At 64.1% G+C, this 17,620-nt stretch carries 17 protein-coding genes; 4 read left to right on the top strand and 13 right to left on the bottom strand.

Going from position 1 to position 17,620, the window contains the following annotated elements:
* Positions 1-52: 52 nt before the first annotated feature.
* The 6 genes from yajC to pdxT form a co-directional block, all read right to left on the bottom strand.
* Positions 53-520, bottom strand: a complete 468-nt coding sequence (gene yajC / locus Q0877_RS00905) for a preprotein translocase subunit YajC (protein ID WP_299165121.1) — start codon at positions 518-520, stop codon at positions 53-55.
* A 107-nt stretch (positions 521-627) separates the two neighbouring features.
* Positions 628-1,746, bottom strand: a complete 1,119-nt coding sequence (gene ruvB / locus Q0877_RS00900; RefSeq protein ID WP_299165120.1) for a Holliday junction branch migration DNA helicase RuvB — start codon at positions 1,744-1,746, stop codon at positions 628-630.
* Positions 1,746-2,375 (bottom strand): Holliday junction branch migration protein RuvA, encoded by a 630-nt coding sequence (gene ruvA / locus Q0877_RS00895; RefSeq protein ID WP_299165119.1) that lies wholly within the window; start codon positions 2,373-2,375, stop codon positions 1,746-1,748. The genes ruvB and ruvA overlap by 1 nt, the downstream gene beginning before the upstream one ends.
* A 137-nt stretch (positions 2,376-2,512) precedes the next feature.
* Positions 2,513-3,085 carry a crossover junction endodeoxyribonuclease RuvC gene (ruvC, locus tag Q0877_RS00890; RefSeq protein ID WP_299165118.1) on the bottom strand — a complete coding sequence of 191 codons (573 nt, stop codon included), beginning with the start codon at positions 3,083-3,085 and terminating at the stop codon, positions 2,513-2,515.
* A 30-nt stretch (positions 3,086-3,115) separates the two neighbouring features.
* Positions 3,116-3,874, bottom strand: coding sequence for a YebC/PmpR family DNA-binding transcriptional regulator (locus Q0877_RS00885; protein WP_299165117.1), 759 nt, complete (start codon positions 3,872-3,874; stop codon positions 3,116-3,118).
* Entirely contained in the window at positions 3,858-4,583 is a 726-nt protein-coding gene (gene pdxT / locus Q0877_RS00880; protein ID WP_299165116.1) for a pyridoxal 5'-phosphate synthase glutaminase subunit PdxT, read from the bottom strand. Before pdxT ends, Q0877_RS00885 begins: the two co-directional genes overlap by 17 nt.
* A 78-nt stretch (positions 4,584-4,661) precedes the next feature.
* Here pdxT and Q0877_RS00875 point away from each other — a divergent pair, with 78 nt between their 5' ends.
* Together Q0877_RS00875 and Q0877_RS00870 are read left to right on the top strand one after the other, a co-directional pair.
* Positions 4,662-5,933: a Mur ligase family protein gene (locus tag Q0877_RS00875; RefSeq protein ID WP_299165256.1), complete on the top strand. Its 1,272-nt coding sequence runs from the start codon at positions 4,662-4,664 to the stop codon at positions 5,931-5,933.
* Complete coding sequence (locus tag Q0877_RS00870) at positions 5,930-6,682, top strand: type 1 glutamine amidotransferase (protein ID WP_299165115.1); 753 nt, start codon at positions 5,930-5,932, stop codon at positions 6,680-6,682. The genes Q0877_RS00875 and Q0877_RS00870 overlap by 4 nt, the downstream gene beginning before the upstream one ends.
* 15 nt (positions 6,683-6,697) lie before the next feature.
* Here Q0877_RS00870 and Q0877_RS00865 read toward each other — a convergent pair whose 3' ends face one another.
* On the bottom strand, positions 6,698-7,957 hold the full coding sequence (locus tag Q0877_RS00865; protein ID WP_299165114.1) for a CapA family protein: 1,260 nt from the start codon (positions 7,955-7,957) through the stop codon (positions 6,698-6,700).
* 141 nt (positions 7,958-8,098) lie between these two features.
* On the opposite strand from Q0877_RS00865, the gene Q0877_RS00860 reads away from it, so the two are divergent.
* Together Q0877_RS00860 and Q0877_RS00855 are read left to right on the top strand one after the other, a co-directional pair.
* Positions 8,099-10,117, top strand: coding sequence for a M3 family metallopeptidase (locus tag Q0877_RS00860; RefSeq protein WP_299165113.1), 2,019 nt, complete (start codon positions 8,099-8,101; stop codon positions 10,115-10,117).
* Positions 10,114-10,827 carry a GNAT family N-acetyltransferase gene (locus tag Q0877_RS00855; RefSeq protein WP_299165112.1) on the top strand — a complete coding sequence of 238 codons (714 nt, stop codon included), beginning with the start codon at positions 10,114-10,116 and terminating at the stop codon, positions 10,825-10,827. Before Q0877_RS00860 ends, Q0877_RS00855 begins: the two co-directional genes overlap by 4 nt.
* Before the next feature lie 12 nt (positions 10,828-10,839).
* Here the strand turns inward: Q0877_RS00855 and Q0877_RS00850 are convergent, their stop codons facing one another.
* The 6 genes from Q0877_RS00850 to thrS all read right to left on the bottom strand — a co-directional run bounded on the left by Q0877_RS00850 (position 10,840) and on the right by thrS (position 17,452).
* Positions 10,840-12,051, bottom strand: a complete 1,212-nt coding sequence (locus Q0877_RS00850; RefSeq protein WP_299165111.1) for a CapA family protein — start codon at positions 12,049-12,051, stop codon at positions 10,840-10,842.
* 123 nt (positions 12,052-12,174) lie between these two features.
* Positions 12,175-13,089 carry a pyridoxal 5'-phosphate synthase lyase subunit PdxS gene (gene pdxS, locus Q0877_RS00845; RefSeq protein WP_299165110.1) on the bottom strand — a complete coding sequence of 305 codons (915 nt, stop codon included), beginning with the start codon at positions 13,087-13,089 and terminating at the stop codon, positions 12,175-12,177.
* A 141-nt stretch (positions 13,090-13,230) separates the two neighbouring features.
* The gene (locus Q0877_RS00840) at positions 13,231-14,073 is read right to left on the bottom strand and encodes a hypothetical protein (RefSeq protein WP_299165109.1); all 843 of its coding nucleotides are present in this window, start codon (positions 14,071-14,073) and stop codon (positions 13,231-13,233) included.
* Between the two features lie 138 nt (positions 14,074-14,211).
* Positions 14,212-14,820, bottom strand: coding sequence for a phosphatidylinositol phosphate synthase (pgsA, locus tag Q0877_RS00835; RefSeq protein WP_299165108.1), 609 nt, complete (start codon positions 14,818-14,820; stop codon positions 14,212-14,214).
* Positions 14,810-15,430, bottom strand: coding sequence for an HIT domain-containing protein (locus Q0877_RS00830; RefSeq protein WP_299165107.1), 621 nt, complete (start codon positions 15,428-15,430; stop codon positions 14,810-14,812). Before Q0877_RS00830 ends, pgsA begins: the two co-directional genes overlap by 11 nt.
* A gap of 6 nt (positions 15,431-15,436) precedes the next feature.
* On the bottom strand, positions 15,437-17,452 hold the full coding sequence (thrS, locus tag Q0877_RS00825; RefSeq protein ID WP_299165106.1) for a threonine--tRNA ligase: 2,016 nt from the start codon (positions 17,450-17,452) through the stop codon (positions 15,437-15,439).
* Between the last annotated feature and the right edge of the window lie 168 nt (positions 17,453-17,620).

The raw sequence follows: 17,620 nt of genomic DNA, 5'->3' as shown, positions 1-17,620 counted from the left end.
GGTATTGGAACTCGAGACATTTCAGGCCGACAACGCGCGGCCGGGTCGAACGTTACTGGTCTTTGTCGTTGCGATCGCGGGCGTTTTCCCGGTTCAGCCGCTCGACTGCCTCTTCCGGAGTCTCCTCACGGTGGACGCCGTCAGCGTCCGCTTGAGGGCCGGTAAGCGAGGAGGCGTCGTCGGGAACCGCGTGCTCTTCCTCGACAGCCGGCTCCGGAGTAACGACCTTGCTCAGAGTCTGAGTATGGACTGTGGCAGTGGCGCCGGGCGAGATCTCTATGAGCGCCTTGTTGTTCTCGGCATCCAGGGAAACGATGGTGCCGAAAAGTCCAAAGTTGGTCATGACTTCGGTACCCGGCACCATCTGGGTGCGCTGTTCGGCAACTTCCTTCTTCATCTTCCGCTGCTTACGGAACATGGTGAAGATCAGGAAGGCAAGAGCCAGCGGGAGAAGCAGGCTGAAGATATCAAATCCGCCACCCGTCGGCTCGGTGGTCTGGGCAACTACATTTGCGAGCACAGAGAAGATCCGTTTCTGTATTTGGTCAGCGCGGCCGGGCGCAATGAACTGCGTGCGGTGTGCCACACGTCATAACAGTCTAAGGGGGCTGGAGCGCAACTTACGCACTAGCCCTCGTTGCGGCTCCATTCCGCTTCACTTTCGAACGAACTCTGCCCGGCAGACGGGGAATCCTCCTCGTACACCGAAAAGAGGTCTTCCGGCATGGCTGCGGCCACAGTGGCAGGCATGACAAGCCCGAGGTGCTCCCAGGCAGCCGCGGTGGCGATCCTTCCGCGGGGGGTTCTGCCGAGCATTCCCTCACGCACAAGATACGGCTCGGCAACTGTTTCAACCGTCTCCGGTTCTTCCCCCACCGCAATGGCCAGAGTGGAAAGCCCCACCGGCCCTCCGTTGAACTTCGTCACCAAGGCGGTCAGCACAGACCTGTCGAGGCGGTCGAGTCCCTTGGCATCAACCTCGTACATGTCCAGCGCCGCACCGGCACAGCGGGCGTCGATGACGTCAACGTTGTGCACGAGCGCCCAGTCGCGAACGCGTCGGAGCAGCCGGTTGGCGATTCTGGGCGTGCCGCGGGAGCGCCCGGCCACTTCAGCGAAGGCAGCGGAGTTCACCCGCATGTCCATCATCATGGCTGAGCGCCGGAGGACGAGTTCAAGCTCCGCCGTGGAGTAGAACTCGAGATGGCCGGTGAAGCCGAACCGGTCACGGAGCGGCCCAGGCAGCAGGCCGGCGCGGGTAGTGGCACCGACCAGCGTGAACGGCGGAAGGTCAAGCGGAATCGCTGTTGCACCGGGGCCCTTGCCGACGATGATGTCCACCCGGAAGTCCTCCATCGCCATGTACAGCATTTCTTCGGCGGGGCGGGACATGCGGTGGATCTCGTCGAGGAAGAGAACCTCCCCCTCGGTCAGCGAGGACAGAATAGCGGCGAGGTCTCCGGCGTGCTGGATTGCCGGTCCGGAACTGATGCGCAGAGGCGCATTCATTTCGGCCGCAATGATCATCGCGAGGGTGGTCTTGCCGAGACCGGGCGGCCCGGACAGGAGTACGTGGTCGGCGCTGCGTCCGCGCATCCGGGAAGCTTCGAGGACAAGGGACAGCTGACGTCGCACTCTCGCCTGACCCACGAAGTCATCGAGGTTTTTCGGCCGCAGAGCTGCCTCGACTGCCCGGTCCTCCGGATCTCCGGCGGGCGAGACGAGCGGCTGTTCCTGATCTGTCATCAGTTCGCCGAAGCCCTCGCCGAGCTGCGTGCCCCATCCTGGCCCAGCCTGCGCAGGGTGAGCTTCAGGATGGAACCTACGTTCCCGGATGCGGCTATTTCAGGAGACTCTTTCACCGCGGAATCAATGGCGGAACCCGCATCCTTTTCCGACCAACCCAAGCCCATCATCGCCGCAAGGACCTGGGGCTGCCAGGCTGCTGCAGCCGTTGCCGGTGCGTCTGACTCCAGCGGAACGAGCTTGTCAGCGAGTTCAAGCACGATGCGCCGCGCGCCCTTTGGACCGATGCCGGGCACCTTGCTGAACGCCTTGTCATCACCCGATGATGCAGCTCTGCGGATGGCTGCGGGCGCGTGCACGGCCAGCACCGCAAGCGCCAGCCGCGGGCCCACACCGCTGACACCGATCAGGGTTTCGAAGACCTCCCGCTCCTCGGCGTCGACAAATCCGAACAATGTCATGGAGTCCTCACGTACGATCATCGCGGTGAAGACCCGGGCCTGATCGCCGGGACGGAGGGTGGAGAGGGTCTGGGGTGTGGCCTGAACCTGCATTCCGAACCCACTGACGTCGAGGACGGCCGAGTGCAGGCCGACGTGGCTTACCGTCCCGGTCAGAGAACTGATCATGCGTGGCCTCCAGGTGCTGGGGGTTGAATTGAATATCACCGAACATACCTACGAATCAGCGTACTGGGATGCATCGGCTATGCGGTGTTGCCACACCGGTGTACCGGCTCAGCCGAGGCATCCTCTGGTTCGGTGTCTCACCGCCGTCGTCGTGCTTTCGCTTCCGCCTCGGCCCACAACCGTTGGGCTGCGGTGTGGCCGGACCCGCCCTGGCTGCGAACGGAAGCCGAAGATCCGGTTCGCCACGCGTGCGTGATGGCAAGAGCGAGTGCATCCGCTGCGTCGGCCGGGGTGGGTGCAACCGCGAGACGGAGGATCTTCGTGACCATCTTGGTGACTGCCGCCTTGTCGGACTGGCCGTTGCCGGTGACGGCTGCCTTGACCTCCGTCGGCGTGTGCAGGGCAACCGGTATTCCGCGGCGCGCCGCCGCAGCAATCACCACCCCCGAAGCCTGAGCCGTACCCATGACCGTGCTCACGTTGAGTTGGCTGAAGACGCGTTCGACGGCGAGAACCGCCGGTGCATGTGTGTCGAGCCAGGTGTCCACCGACTCCGCGATCATCAGCAGCCGGCGATCGAGGCTGTAGTCAGCCGGCGTGCCAACCACACCGACCGCCACCAGCGTGGCGCGCCGGTTCGGCTCGACGTCGACCACTGCCAGTCCACAGCGAGTGAGCCCGGGATCGACACCCATGACGCGCAGTGTCACCGGTGTCCGCCCGGCTGCACAGCAGTCGAACTAATCGTCGCTCTCCAACTGGGCCAGAACGTCCTCGCTGAGGTCCGCATTCGAGTACACGTTCTGCACGTCATCAAGCTCTTCGAGAGCGTCCACCAACTTGAGGAACTTGCGTGCGGCGTCGGCCTCGAGTTCCACCTGCATGGATGGAACAAACTCAACCTCGTCGGTCTCGTACTCGATACCGGAGTCCTCGAGAGCCGCGACGACGGCGCGCAGGTCGGAGGGTTCGGAGTGGACGTCGAATGCGTCGCTGGACTCCTTCACCTCTTCGGCACCCGCGTCCAGGACAGCCATCAGCACATCGTCTTCGGACAGGTCCTTCTTCGGCAGCGAGACCACGCCCTTGCGCGCGAACAGGTAGGCGACCGAACCGGGATCGGCGATAGATCCACCATTCCGGGTGATCGCGACCCGGACCTCGGAGGCCGCACGGTTCTTGTTGTCAGTGAGACACTCGATCAGCAGGGCCGATCCCTGCGGGCCACGTGCTTCATAGATGATCTCCGAGTAATCGACGACCTCGCCGGTGAGTCCGGCGCCGCGCTTGACCGCGCGGTTGATGTTGTCGATGGGAACGGATGTCTTTTTGGCCTTCTGTACGGCGAGCTCGAGGGCCGGATTGCCCGCCATGTCGGCGCCGCCGGCGCGGGCGGCCACCTCGATATTCTTGATCAGCTTGGCGAAGGACTTGGCGCGCTTGGCGTCAATCACGGCCTTCTTGTGTTTGGTGGTAGCCCATTTAGAGTGCCCCGACATGCTCTGCCCTTCTTTGTGCAATCAACGATAGGAAAAGCTCATGGATGCGGTGCTCGCCCGTCACTTCCGGGTGGAAGCTCGTGGCAAGCAGGTTCCCTGAGCGAACTGCAACAATTCTAGCGACCGGCTGCTCCTGGCCCTTGCTGGGGTATCCCACCGCCCCGTGCTCGGCGGGCGGCGTCTCGGGCGCATCAACCTGCGCCAGAATCTCCACTGACTCACCGACCTTCTCCACCCAGGGAGCCCGGATGAACACTGCGTGGACCGGCGCGCCGTCGCCGGGCAGCTCCGTAAACGCCAGGTCCGTCTCAAAGGACTCGCGTTGCCTGCCGAAGGCGTTGCGTCGAACCACGATGTCCAGCCCGCCAAGCGTCTGCTGCGGGTCGCCCCTAAGGTCCAGCGAGGGGTCGGCAATGGTGTCCGCCAGCATGATCATTCCCGCACAGGACCCGTACACCGGGAACCCGTCCCGGATAAGCTGCCGCACCGGTTCGGCAAGATCGAACGCACGGGTGAGTTTGTCCATGGTGGTTGACTCGCCGCCCGGAATGATGAGGCCTTCAACAAGCTCCAGCTCGCTCGGACGGCGGATGGGTACGGCTTCTCCGCCGAGGGATTCGATCACCCGGATATGCTCACGGACGTCGCCCTGCACTGCCAGGACGCCAACGCGCAGTGCCGAGCCCGCTGAGTCAATGGTGGAAGTCACCGGCCCATTCTAGTTTGGCGCTGCCCCTTCCTGCCGAATCGGGCCGAAAAGCGCGATAAGTTAGACACCATGTCTGGTCTGTCTAGCTTGAGCGTGCCCCTAGGCAAAACAGTTCGGGCACTCTCGCGCCTGCGCGGTGGTGGTTCGGCGTTCCCCGGACTGGTGGTTGAACGCATTGATCCCGGCTTCATGGCACGTGCGCTGCGGAACCTTCCCAGGGGCGTCATCGTCGTCAGCGGCACGAATGGGAAGACCACGACCACCAAAATGGTGGTTGAACTCCTTGAGGGCCAGGGCCTGAAGGTCTTCACCAACCGGACCGGAAGCAATTTTACGCGCGGTGTCGCAGCGGCGCTGCTCGGCGAAGTGGACTGGCGCGGACGGCTGGACGCCGATGTGGCCGTCCTGGAACTGGACGAAGCGCATGCCGTCCACTTCGTGAAGCTGGTTCCACCAACCCACTGCCTGCTGCTCAATGTCCTGCGGGATCAGCTCGACCGATTCGGCGAAATCGACAAGACCACCCGACTGCTCGAACAGATCGCTGTGAAGACCACCGGCACCGTCGTGCTCAACCGGGAAGATCCGCGTGTCGCCTCGATCGCGTCGTCCGTCCGCGAAGCCTCCGTGGCGTACTTCGGGCTGAACGAGTCGCTCAGGGACACGTTCCCCAGCGATGACGACCTTCGCGGCGCCACCGGAACAGCCCCCGCCTCTTCCCTGCCTGCCGACGTCGTGCTTGTCGCGGTGGAATCCAACACCGCTACTTTCCGAATGGACGGCGAGGAAAGCACAGTCGATCTGAGCCTCCGCGGCGTCTACAACATTTTCAACGCCGCCGCGGCGCTGGCGATGGCGCGAACTGTCCTGGCTGGAGATGCCAACCGCGAGACGATGCTGCGCTCGCTCGCAGCGGTTGAGCCAGCCTTCGGACGCGGCGAGTCCCTGGTGGTGGACGGCCAGCCCCTGGAGCTTGTCCTCGTGAAGAATCCAAGCGGCTTCCGGCTTGGGTTGAAGTCCTTCGACGCTGCGGGCTACGCGACCATGATCGCCATCAATGACAACTACGCGGACGGCAGAGACATGTCCTGGCTCTGGGACGTCGATTTCGACAGCCTCAGAACCAGCGGGGTGGACATGGTCAGCGGCGTCCGTGCGTATGACATGGCACTGCGCCTGCAGTACGACGACGTCGCGATCCAGGACATCGATCCCGACACCGGTTCCGCGCTGCGCACCTTTATTCGCAGCGCGAAGGGTCAACCGAAACGAATCTTCTGCACCTACACGGCGATGCTCGCCATCCGCAGGGATCTTTCCAGAATTACCGATGTGAAGGTGGTTTCATGACTTCCGGCACCCAGACCGGCACGCCGGCAAAGAAGGGCACGCTGCGGATCCTGCAGCTTTACCCGCGGGACATGAACATCTATGGCGACTGGGGCAACGTACTGGTGCTCAAGCAGCGCCTGGCCTGGCACGGGTATGACGCGGTCATTCTCGAACACAATGCCGGCGACGCGTTCGAGAAGGACGTTGACATCCTGATCGGCGGCGGCGGTCAGGACAGCGGACAGGTGGTCATTCAACAGGACTTGCAGGCCAACGCAGCGCACCTTCGCGCACTGGCCGAGGACGGCACCCCGATGCTTGCGATCTGTGGCCTGTACCAACTCTTCGGGAACTTCTTCAAGACCCACGACGGCACCATCATTCCGGGAATCAGCATCCTGGACATAGAAACCCATGGCGGCAGTGAACGGCTAATCGGCAATGTGGTGGGACGCAGCGAAGAATTCGGCGACATCCACGGTTACGAGAACCACAGCGGCCAGACCTACCTCGGTCCGGGTATCCGTCCGCTTGCCACCGTGACCAAGGGCGAGGGGAACAACTCGAAGGAGGACCATGAAGGCGCCCGGCATCTCAACATTGTCGCCAGCTATCTCCATGGCTCACTGCTGCCGAAAAACCCGGCCATCGCCGACTTCCTGATCCGACACGCCGTAACCCGGAAGTACGGCTCATTCGAACCGGGAAACGTGGATGACAGCCTTGCCGACCTCGCCCGCCGGCACGCTGCAACCCGGCCGCGCTAGGTACGTTCGGCTTCGTCAGTCTTCCTCCGACACCAGCCACTGGTGCGCACCGTCGTCGGACGCTCCAAAAGTTTCCACCGTCGCCAGCGTGCGTGCCTTGACTGCTGCCTCATGCTCGGGGGTTGAGCAGGAGCCCGGCTCCTGGTCGGGAGCCAGCGAGCACCAGCGGTAGGGGTCACGGACTATCACCGACGGCACCCAGGCCAGATCGCTGACCGTCCACTGACCTGATTCGTCTGCCGCGAACTGCGCCCGGATGGTGAGGCCCTCATTGTTGACGTCATACACCGGTGACAGCTCGGTCACTCCATTGCCAAGCCCGTACACAATCCAGGTGTCGTTGTAGTACTCGATGGGCAGCACCGAGTGCGTGTGATGCCCGTATATGAAGTCGACGGCGCCGCTGTCCGCCAGCGCGTGGGCGAGGTCGATCTGCTGCTGGTTGGGCAGTGAGGCGTACTCATCTCCTGCGTGAATGGCCGCGATAACGACGTCGGCGCCCTCCTCACGCGCCCTCTCCGCCTTTGCGATCATGGTGGGCGCGTCGAGCATGTCCACCTGCCAGGGGAATTCCGGAATCAGGCCGTTCAGACCGTAGGTAGCCTCGATGACTGCGATCTTCGCGGCCGGCGTTTCGAGGATCATCAGCTCCTGGGAATCCGCTTCAGTGCGGTAGGAGCCGGTGTGCTCCAGACCGAGCCGATCCAGCGTATCGAGGGTGCGCACCAGCCCCTCAGTGCCGGCGTCGATGGTGTGGTTGCTTGCCGTGGTGCACGCCCGGTACCCGACTGCTTTGGCAGCATCAAGGATCTGCGGCGGGACGTTGAACTGCGGGTAGCCGCTGAACGGCCCTTCCGGTGTGGCGACCGGCGTCTCCATTTGGCACACCGCAAGATCGCTCGCCTCGATGTAGGGGCGCTGCCCTGCCAGGAGCGGCTCGAAATCAAGAGTGCCGTTGCCGGTCTGCTGCGCATCGACGGCGGCCTGGCCCCATAGCTGTGGGTGCACCAGAAGATCACCGGAGGCCATGAAGGAGAAGCAACGGTCCGTGGGGCAGTCAGGTCCCTTGCCAGGGGTCGGCTCGGCAGTTGGCTCAGGGGTCGCCTCAGGCGTCTGGGTGGCGGCGGGCGCAGAGGAGGCAGCGGGCGCCGTCGTCGTCGGTTCTGAGCCCTGGGTGGTCCGGCCCTCCCCTGTTCCCATGCAGCCGGAGCAGGCAAGCGTGAGGGCCAGTCCCAGCGCTGCCCACGTGCGTCGATTTCGCGTCTGTCCCGACACAACGACCTCCCTTGGTGATGACTTCCAATGATAGGTGCGCAGGAAGGCAGACGTGCGAAGGTGAACCTGCCAGGCGAACACGGGATGAAATCGGGATTGCCTGCTGGAGGGGCGCCGCTGGTTATGCCAAGGTTGGTTTCCATGAGCAACCCTTTTCAGAATCCGAGCACGCTGCCGTACCAGTTGCCCCCTTTCGCGCAGATCCGAGAGGAGGACTTCCTGCCGGCGTTTGAAACCGGCATTCGGGAGCACCTCGCTGACATCGACGCGATCGTTGCCGGGCCGGCACCGGCAGCGTTCGACAACACCATCGTGGCGTTGGAACGCGCCGGTCAGGCGCTTCGCCGCGTCGCGCTGGTGTTCTTCAACAATTCGTCTGCACACTCCACCGAGGGAATCCAGGCGGTAGAGACAGAGATCGCCCCGCGCCTTGCCGCGCACGAGGACAACATCTACCTCAACGCCGCGCTGTTCGAGCGCGTGAATGTGGTCGAGATGTCCGGTCTCGACGCTGAGTCCGCACGTCTGGCCGACGAGTACCGGCAGCGCTTCGTGCGCGCCGGGGCCCAGCTCGACGACGCTGCGCAACAGCGCCTGCGGGAGCTGAACGGCGAGCTCTCCCGGCTCAGCACGGAGTTCGGACAGCGGCTGCTCCGTGACACGAATAGCTCGGCGCTGCTTGTCGACGACGCGTCCGAGCTCGACGGATTGTCCGCAGACGACATCGCCTCTGCTGCAGACGCCGCCCAAGCCGCCGGTCACCAGGGCAAGTTCCTCCTGACGCTGATCCTGCCGACGTCACAACCTGCACTGGAGTCCCTGAGCAACCGGGAAACCCGCCGCCGCCTGCACGAAGCGTCGGTCAATCGCGGATCCCGCGACAACGCGGACAACACCATCGGCGTTGCCGCGGAGATGGCAGCGCTGCGCGCCGAGCGCGCCGCTCTCCTCGGCTTCACCAACCACGCCGCGCTTGCCACGGATGACCAGACCGCACCGTCGCTGGATGCCATCCACGAAATGCTCGGCCGCCTCGCGCAGCCGGCTGTCCGGAACGCGCGCGCGGAAGCTGAGCAGCTCGAGGAAGTGGCAGGTCACCCGATCGAGGCCTGGGACTGGTCGTTCTACTCCGAAAAAGTGCGGTCCGAACGGTACGACGTTGACCTCGCCGCGCTGCGCCCCTACTTCGAACTCGACCGGGTGCTCAACGACGGCGTCTTCTTCGCGGCGAACAAACTGTACGGGCTCACGTTCCATGAACGGGACGATCTTCAGGGATACCACCCCGAGGTGCGGATCTGGGAGGTCCGGGAGGAGGACGGGTCCGAGCTGGGACTCTTCCTCGGCGACTACTACACCCGCGACACCAAGAACGGCGGCGCGTGGATGAACTCGTTCGTGGAGCAGTCCCGGCTTGCCGGAACCCGGGCTGTCGTCGTCAACAACCTGAACGTGTCCAGGCCACCCGCAGGTGAACCCACACTGCTGACCTTTGACGAGGTGCGGACCACGTTCCACGAGTTCGGGCACGCACTCCATGGGCTTTTCTCGGATGTCACGTATCCGTTGTTTTCCGGAACGAGCGTGCCGCGGGACTTCGTGGAATACCCCTCTCAGGTCAATGAGATGTGGATGCTCTGGCCGGAAGTGGTGAACAATTATGCGCGCCATCACCAGACGGGTGAGCCGCTCCCCCAGGAAATGATCGACAAGCTCGTTGCTGCCAGGCAGTGGGGCGAGGGTTTCGCCACCACCGAATACCTAGGTGCTGCCCTGCTCGACCTCGCATGGCACGAGCTTCCGCCGGGCACCACGGTGGAGGACCCCCTCGCCTTTGAGAAGCAGGCACTGCACGACGCCGGCGTGGACTACGCGCCCGTGCCGCCGCGGTACCGCACCGGATACTTTAAACACATCTTCGCGGGCGGCTACTCAGCGGCCTACTACGCCTACATCTGGAGCGAGGTGCTGGACGCGGACAGCGTCGAGTGGTTCAAGGAGTCGGGCGGACTGAGCCGGGAGAACGGGGAACATTTTCGCAAGGAGCTGCTTTCACGCGGGTACAGCGTTGATCCGCTGGACGCCTTCGCTGCCTTCCGCGGACGGGCGGCGAGCATCGATCCCCTCCTCGAGCGTCGAGGGCTGGCTGAGCAGTCATGACCACGATCGCCGGTTGCCAGCGGCTGCAGCGCGCCTGGTTCGCTGCGATGGCACAGGCAACCGGCGGCCGGACCTTCTCCACGCACGAATCCGACTGGATCTGGCTGCCTGCCCGGCGTGAGCTCATGCTGATGTTTCCCACCACGTTATCCGCGGCAGGGTTGCGCCCAGGCCTGGCTGAGGGCGTCCGGCTAGGTGCCCGGACCGTGGGCGTGTGGCTTAACGGCGCAGTCCGAGGACAGGAGCTGAGCAGCTTCGGTTTCGAACCGGGCTGGCAACCGTGGTGGATGAGCGCGCCAGTCGAGGCGCTCACCGGCCTGAGCCGCGCAGGAGCCGCAATCACCTCGCGCGTGCCCGAATACTCCGGACCGCTCGCCGCGGAACTGGCCGTTGCCCGCATTGATCCGCCGAAGGCCTGGCATGCACTCCTACGCGTGGATGAAGTTCCCGTTGGCGCCGCGTATGCCTTCTACGACGATGCGGCTACTGACGCGAAAGCACTCGGCGGGATCTTCAACATGGAGGTGCTCCCCCAGTTCCGCCGCCGCGGCTTCGGCACTGCGCTGCTTTCAGCGGTGGCCCAGGAGGCAGCGGCTGCGGGGGCGCAGGAACTGGCGTTGAACGCCACGCCCGAGGGGTATGAGCTCTACTCCCGCCGGGGATTCGAACTCATTGGCCGCGGGCAGACGTGGTGGCTTCAACTCGGGTGATTTCCAGCCGAGTTACTCCTGCCACTCGACGGCACCGGCCTCTGCGGCACCCATCGACTCAACGGTGACCTTGCTGCGCTGTCTGCTCGCTGCGTCCTCCGCGCTGGAGACGCAGGAGGTCTTCGACGCGGCCATCTCCTCGAGATTGAAGGCGGCCACCGGGCACCACCGGTGCCCCGGCCCGTTCCAGGTGGCAGGAAGCCAGCGGAGTCCGGCGCCCTGCCAGCCGCCGTCGTCGTTCTGCTCGAAGGAGACTTCCACCAGAAGTCCCTCGGTGTTGCGGATATTCGGCGTGAGGTGGGCGGCGATGGTGTTCCCGAGTCCATAGACGATCCAGACGCCGTTGTACTTCTCGATGGGCAGCACCGAATGGCTGTGGTGGCCGTAAACCAGGTCGAAGCGGCCGCTGTCCACGAGTGCGTGCGCTACCTCCTGCTGCTGGGCGTTGGCATAGTCGGCATACTCGTCGCCGGCGTGCACCGCTGCAAGTACGACGTCGGCGCCCGCCCCGCGCGCTTTGTCCGCCTTGGCGATCATCGCTGCCGGATCCAGCTGATCCACCTGCCAGCCGAACTCGGGCACGATCCCGTTGAGCGCATAGGTTCCGGTGATCACTGCGATTCGTGCTTCGCCGGTGTTCACGATGAGCGGCTCGGCTGCCTCCTCGGGTGTGCGGTAGGAACCGGTGTGTTCGAGCCCCGCCTTGTCCAGGGTGTCCAGGGTGCGGTTCAGTCCGGCAGTGCCGGCGTCGAGGGTATGATTGCTGGCCGTTGTGCAGGCGTCGTAGCCCAGGTCCGCGACGGCGTCGGCAATCTGTGGAGGGGCGTTGAACGCCGGGAACCCTGAAAACGGGCCGCCGGACTCGGCCAGCGGCGTTTCCTGGTGGCAGATGGCAAGGTCCGCCGGGGCAACGTATTCCTCCTGGGCGGCCAGGAGCGGCCGGAAGTCAAGGTCGCCGCCGCCGTCGAGCGCGGCCTGTTCCCACAGTCCTTCGTGAAGCAGCAGGTCTCCGGTGAGCACAACCGATGTGCAGGGTTCACCCGGACAGCCCGCCGCTTCCGTCGCCGGCGGAGGTGCCGACACTTCCGGCGCTGAAGTGGCGGGCACCGGCGACTGCGAGCCGGGCGCCGAGGGCGATGATTGCGGAGGAGATGCGGTACGGGATGCCGGCGCATTGCCTTCAGGCGTGCCGGTCCCGGTGCAGCCGGTGAGCAGCAGAAGCACTGCCAGAATTGAGACTCGCCCGCTATACGCCCCGCGCCCATTCACGCAACAAGCCTAGCCCTCGCTGGAAGACGACGAAGGGCCGGACGAAAGCCGTCCGGCCCTTAGGTGCTGCGTCGGTATCTACCAGCCGCGCTCAGCGAGGCGGTGCGGCTGCGGGATCTCGTCCACGTTGATGCCGACCATTGCCTCACCGAGGCCGCGGGAGACTTTGGCGATCATGTCGGGATCGTCGTGGAAGGTAGTTGCCTTCACGATTGCCACGGCACGCTCAGCCGGGTTGCCGGACTTGAAGATGCCGGAGCCGACGAAGACGCCGTCAGCGCCGAGCTGCATCATCATTGCGGCGTCCGCAGGGGTGGCAATGCCGCCGGCGGTGAACAGCACCACCGGGAGCTTGCCGGCAGCAGCAACTTCCTTGACGAGTTCGTACGGTGCCTGAAGTTCCTTGGCAGCGACGTACAGCTCATCCTCGGGCATGGAGCTGAGGCGGGCGATCTCGGCACGGATCTTGCGCATGTGCATGGTGGCGTTGGAGACATCCCCGGTACCGGCCTCGCCCTTGGAGCGGATCATGGCCGCACCCTCGTTGATGCGGCGCAGCGCCTCACCGAGGTTGGTGGCACCGCACACGAAAGGAACAGTGAACTTCCACTTGTCGATGTGGTTGGTGAAGTCGGCCGGAGTCAGCACCTCGGACTCGTCGATGTAGTCGACGCCGAGAGACTGCAGCACCTGAGCCTCGACGAAATGACCGATGCGGGCTTTCGCCATGACCGGAATGGAAACGGCTTCGATGATGCTGTCGATCATGTCCGGATCGGACATCCGGGAAACCCCGCCCTGGGCACGGATGTCAGCGGGCACGCGCTCGAGCGCCATAACGGCCACGGCACCGGCGTCCTCGGCGATGCGCGCCTGCTCGGCGGTGACAACATCCATGATGACGCCGCCCTTGAGCATTTCCGCCATTCCACGCTTGACGCGGCTGCTGCCGGTCACCGGCGCAGTGGTGGAAGCTTCTTCAACAGTGGACACAGTATTGGCCCCTCGGGTAGAGAAAAGATGACAATCCATGATACGCCCGCCGGCAGGTTCCGGCCGCCGGTCAGCAACTGTACGTAACCGCACGGCGGTTGTGCACGCGAACATTGCTCCGTCAGCGATGAAGATGGTTAGTCACTCGTCGATCGGCACAGTCCATCCGCCTGAATCTTCGATCACGTGTGTGACCTCGGAGGGATTCGGCCAGCCCTGAAGAACCCCGTCGAGGTAATCGCTGTCGTCCGGGCCCGCTGCATTAACAGTCAACATGTCAAGTTTGCCGTCATAGATATGCAGCAGTAGCTCCAGCAGTGTGCCGCCCTGCCCGGTGAACTGCGCACGAACCGGGAATATCTGGTTGTGGGGTACGGCGCGGGGTAATTCATCTGGAACCCTGAAGTGCGCGGCGGCGGTGAACTCCCTGTCCCAATAGACTTCCCTAGCTGAGGCGAGTTGCGCCAGAAGCTCCGGCGCCCCCAAGATGTCCCGGGCACCCAGAATGCCTTCGGCGATGCTTCGAACCCCAGGGTTCAGAGCCCTCTCATGCTCAGCCGGGTGGCCGGGCACAGCCTCGAACCGGCTCTTCCGGGCGGCGGCTCGGTCACTCAAGTAGCCGGCGAACGTGGCTGCTGCTGCCGCCACTGCCATCCAGCGGCGTGGATGCTTTGCCCCGGCCTCGCGCAGCTTCTCCTGAAAGCGCAGTTCGATCATGTCGCCGGCGTCGGCGAAGCGAAGTGCGATACCGGTTGCAGCGATCCCGGCCGCCGTTTTCAGCGGGACCGATCCCCTCTTGCTGCCCGCGATCGTTGCGGCAACGTAGAACCCGGTCAGGACTGCTGTTACGGCGTGCACGGCGCGGCGCGGCTGTGCATCCAGCTTGGAAGCGTCAATGAGAGACAGGCCGCCCGCGACTACTGTCGAGATGATGCCGAAAGCCGGCGATGCGTTCATCGGCTGGTGCTGCTGGTCAAAGCCCATAAGAGGTCCTCCCTGAATGGCCGCTTTGGCCCGAAACATGCTCGCCCGGGGGCGGTCCTGCGATCTTACAGCGAAGCGTCGAAGCGGTTCCACAACATCCACATCGCCGCTGCCGGGTCATGGACCAGCACCCGTCGCTCAGGAAGCGGCGGACTGCACCCGTACTGTCATGATCCGCTGCACGATGGTGATGATGCTGGCCAGGGCAAGCAGGACCAGCACAGCCAGCAGGACAACCTCCGGCAGGCCGAGGCCGGTCAGGCCTGTCACCACCAGCACCGAGACCAGCCGCTCCGCGCGCTCTGCAATACCGACGTTCGCGGTGAACCCCAGCGACTCGGCCTTTGCCCGCGCATAGGAGACGATCATGCCGAGCACCAGGCAGGCCAGGGCAGAAACGGCAATCGCACTGTTACCGCCGCCGAGAAAGAACCAGATGGCCACACCGGCAAAGAGAGCACCGTCCGCAATGCGGTCGAGGGTGGAGTCGAGGAAGCTGCCCCAGGACCCGCTACGGCCCTGGATCCGCGCCATGATCCCGTCGACGACGTCCGAGAAAACGAACAGGGTGATGAAGACCGTGCCCCAGAAAAGCTCTCCCAGTGGGTAGAAGATGAGCGCACCACCGGCCACACCCACGGTCCCGACGACGGTGACGGCGTCGGGCGAGACCTTCCACCTCAGCAGCAGAGTAGCCAGCGGCGTGAAGAGCGAGGTGAAGAATGACCGCGCGTACTTATTCAGCATGGCTCGTCCCGGAATCAGTCGAGGCAACCGCGGCCGCGTCCCAAGCGGCCGCGAGCTGCGTGCGCACCTCGTCAAGGGTCTGGGTAATCGCTTTGGTCTGGGCGATGATCGGGAAGAAGTTGCCGTCGCCGCTCCACCGCGGAACGACGTGCTGGTGCAGGTGCGCCGCGATTCCCGCTCCCCCGGTGACGCCCTGGTTCATGCCGAGGTTGAAGCCGGTGGGGCGGGCGACGCTCCGCAGAGCGTGCATGGCGGTCTGCGTCAGCCGCGCGATCTCGACCGTCTCCTGGGAAGTGATGTCCGTGTAGTCGGGCACGTGCCGGTACGGACACACCAACAGGTGGCCCGGGTTGTACGGGAAGAGGTTCAGGACGACGTAAGCGCTTTCGCCGCGGTGAACGATGAGCGACTCCTCGTCCGACCGCTCAGGAGCCGCGCAGAAAGGGCAGTCCTCCTGCTTGTTGAACTGCCCCTGCCCGCCCTTGATATACGCGAGCCGATGCGGCGTCCACAGGCGCTGAAAGGCATCGGGAACTCCCGGCAGCTCGAAGCCGTCCGTTACTTCCCCGTCGTCGCGATTCTGTTCATCAGCACCTGCGTGGCCGTGCATGCGCTGCTACTGTTCCCGACTGCGGACGGCTTCCACGATCCGCTTCACGGCTTCGTCGACCGGCACCTGGTTCTCCTGGCTTCCGTCCCGGAAGCGGAAGGAAACCGCGCCGGCGTCGGCGTCGTCCCCTCCGGCGATGAGGACGAAGGGAACCTTCTCCTTGCTCGCGGTACGGATCTTCTTCGGGAAGCGGTCGGAACTGATGTCGACCTCCGCCCGGATGCCCTCCGCCTTCAGCTTGTCGACGACGTCGAACAGGTAGTCGTTGAACGCGTCGGCAACAGGAATAGCCAGCACCTGAACGGGAGCCAGCCAGGCCGGGAATGCACCCGCGTAGTGCTCGGTCAGCACACCGAGGAACCGTTCGATGGAGCCGAACAGTGCACGGTGAATCATGACCGGCCGCTGGCGCGTGCCATCTGCAGCCTGGTACTCAAGCTCGAAGCGCTCGGGCAGGTTGAAGTCCAACTGGATGGTGGACATCTGCCAGGTGCGGCCGATCGCGTCACGGGCCTGAACGGAGATTTTCGGGCCGTAGAAGGCCGCTCCACCCGGATCGGGAACGAGTTCCAGTCCAGATGCCTCTGCAACTTCAGCGAGAGTCCGGGTTGCTTCCTCCCAGGCCTCGTCCTCGCCGACATACTTCTCGGGATCCTTGGTGGAAAGTTCCAGATAGAAGTCGTCCAGTCCGTAATCCTTGAGCAGCCCGAGGACGAAGTTGAGTGTTGTGGTCAGCTCATCCTTCATTTGCTCGCGGGTGCAGTAGATATGGGCATCATCCTGGGTCATGCCGCGTACGCGGGTCAGTCCGTGCACAACCCCCGACTTCTCATACCGGTAAACAGAACCGAACTCGAACAGCCGCAGCGGCAGCTCGCGGTAGGACCGCCCGCGGGAGCGGAAAATCAGGTTGTGCATCGGGCAGTTCATCGGCTTCAGATAGTAGTCCTGGCCGGGCTTACGGACCTTGCCGTCGGCGTCGAGCTCTGCGTCCACGTGCATGGGCGGGAACATGCCGTCGCGGTACCAGTCCAGGTGGCCGGAAACCTCGTACAGGTGACCCTTGGTGATGTGGGGTGTGTACACGAACTCGTAGCCGGCCTCAACGTGCCGCTGGCGCGAGTAGTCCTCCATCGCCTTGCGGATGATGCCGCCGCGCGGGTGGAAGACGGGAAGGCCTGAGCCCAACTCGTCCGGGAATGAGAACAGATCCAGCTCACTGCCCAGCTTGCGGTGGTCACGACGCTCGGCCTCGGCCAGCCGCTCCTGGTAAGCCTTGAGATCGTCCTTCGTTGGCCAGGCTGTGCCGTAGATGCGCTGCAGCTGCTTGTTCTTCTCGCTGCCGCGCCAATACGCGGCAGCAGACCGCGTGAGGGCATAGGCATTGGAAATCAGCTTGGTATTGGGCAGGTGCGGTCCGCGGCAGAGGTCTTTCCAGACGATGTCCCCCGACTTGCGGTCCACATTGTCGTAAATGGTCAGCTCGCCGGCACCGACCTCCACGGAGGCGCCGTCGTCGTCGGTAATATCGCCGTTGCCGCCCTTCAGTCCGATCAGTTCGAGCTTGTAGGGCTCATCCTTCATCGCTTCGCGTGCCTCGTCCTCACTCGCGACGCGGCGCTGAAAAAACTGGTTCGCATTCACGATCTTCAGCATCGACTTTTCGAGCTGCTTCAGATCGTCCGGGGTGAAAGGCTCATTGACGTCGAAGTCAAAGTAGAAGCCGTCGGTGATGTAGGGTCCGATGCCCAGTTTCGCATCGGGGCGCAGCTGCTGGACCGCCTGCGCCATCACATGGGCGGCGGAATGGCGAAGGACATTCAACCCATCGGGAGAATCGATGGTGACCGGTTCCACCCGCGCGCCGTCCTCGAGCTCGCGGCTCAGATCCCACAGCTCGCCGTCCACCCGAACCACCACGACGTCGCGCTGCTCCTTGAAGAGGTCAGCTCCCGTAGTGCCGGTGGTCGCCCGCTGCTCTTCGCCGTCGACGATGAGGGTGATTGATGGGGGCGCTGACACTAAGGTCTCCTCTTGATAAGGGTGAACTGGCTGGATACTGATCGATCAAACCCTACCGGCGGACGAGGGCAGACTGAGGTCCAACACTCCCGCCATGATGCTTCCGATGGTATCCGTTGCGCGAGCGGCCAACCAACCGCACCGCAGGCCGCGCCGACTGTCGGACAG

The organism is uncultured Arthrobacter sp. (genome assembly GCF_947495145.1).
Lineage (GTDB): Bacteria > Actinomycetota > Actinomycetes > Actinomycetales > Micrococcaceae > Arthrobacter_D.
Note: the sequence above shows the minus strand (reverse complement) of the source record. Positions and strands in the feature narration are given on the sequence as shown.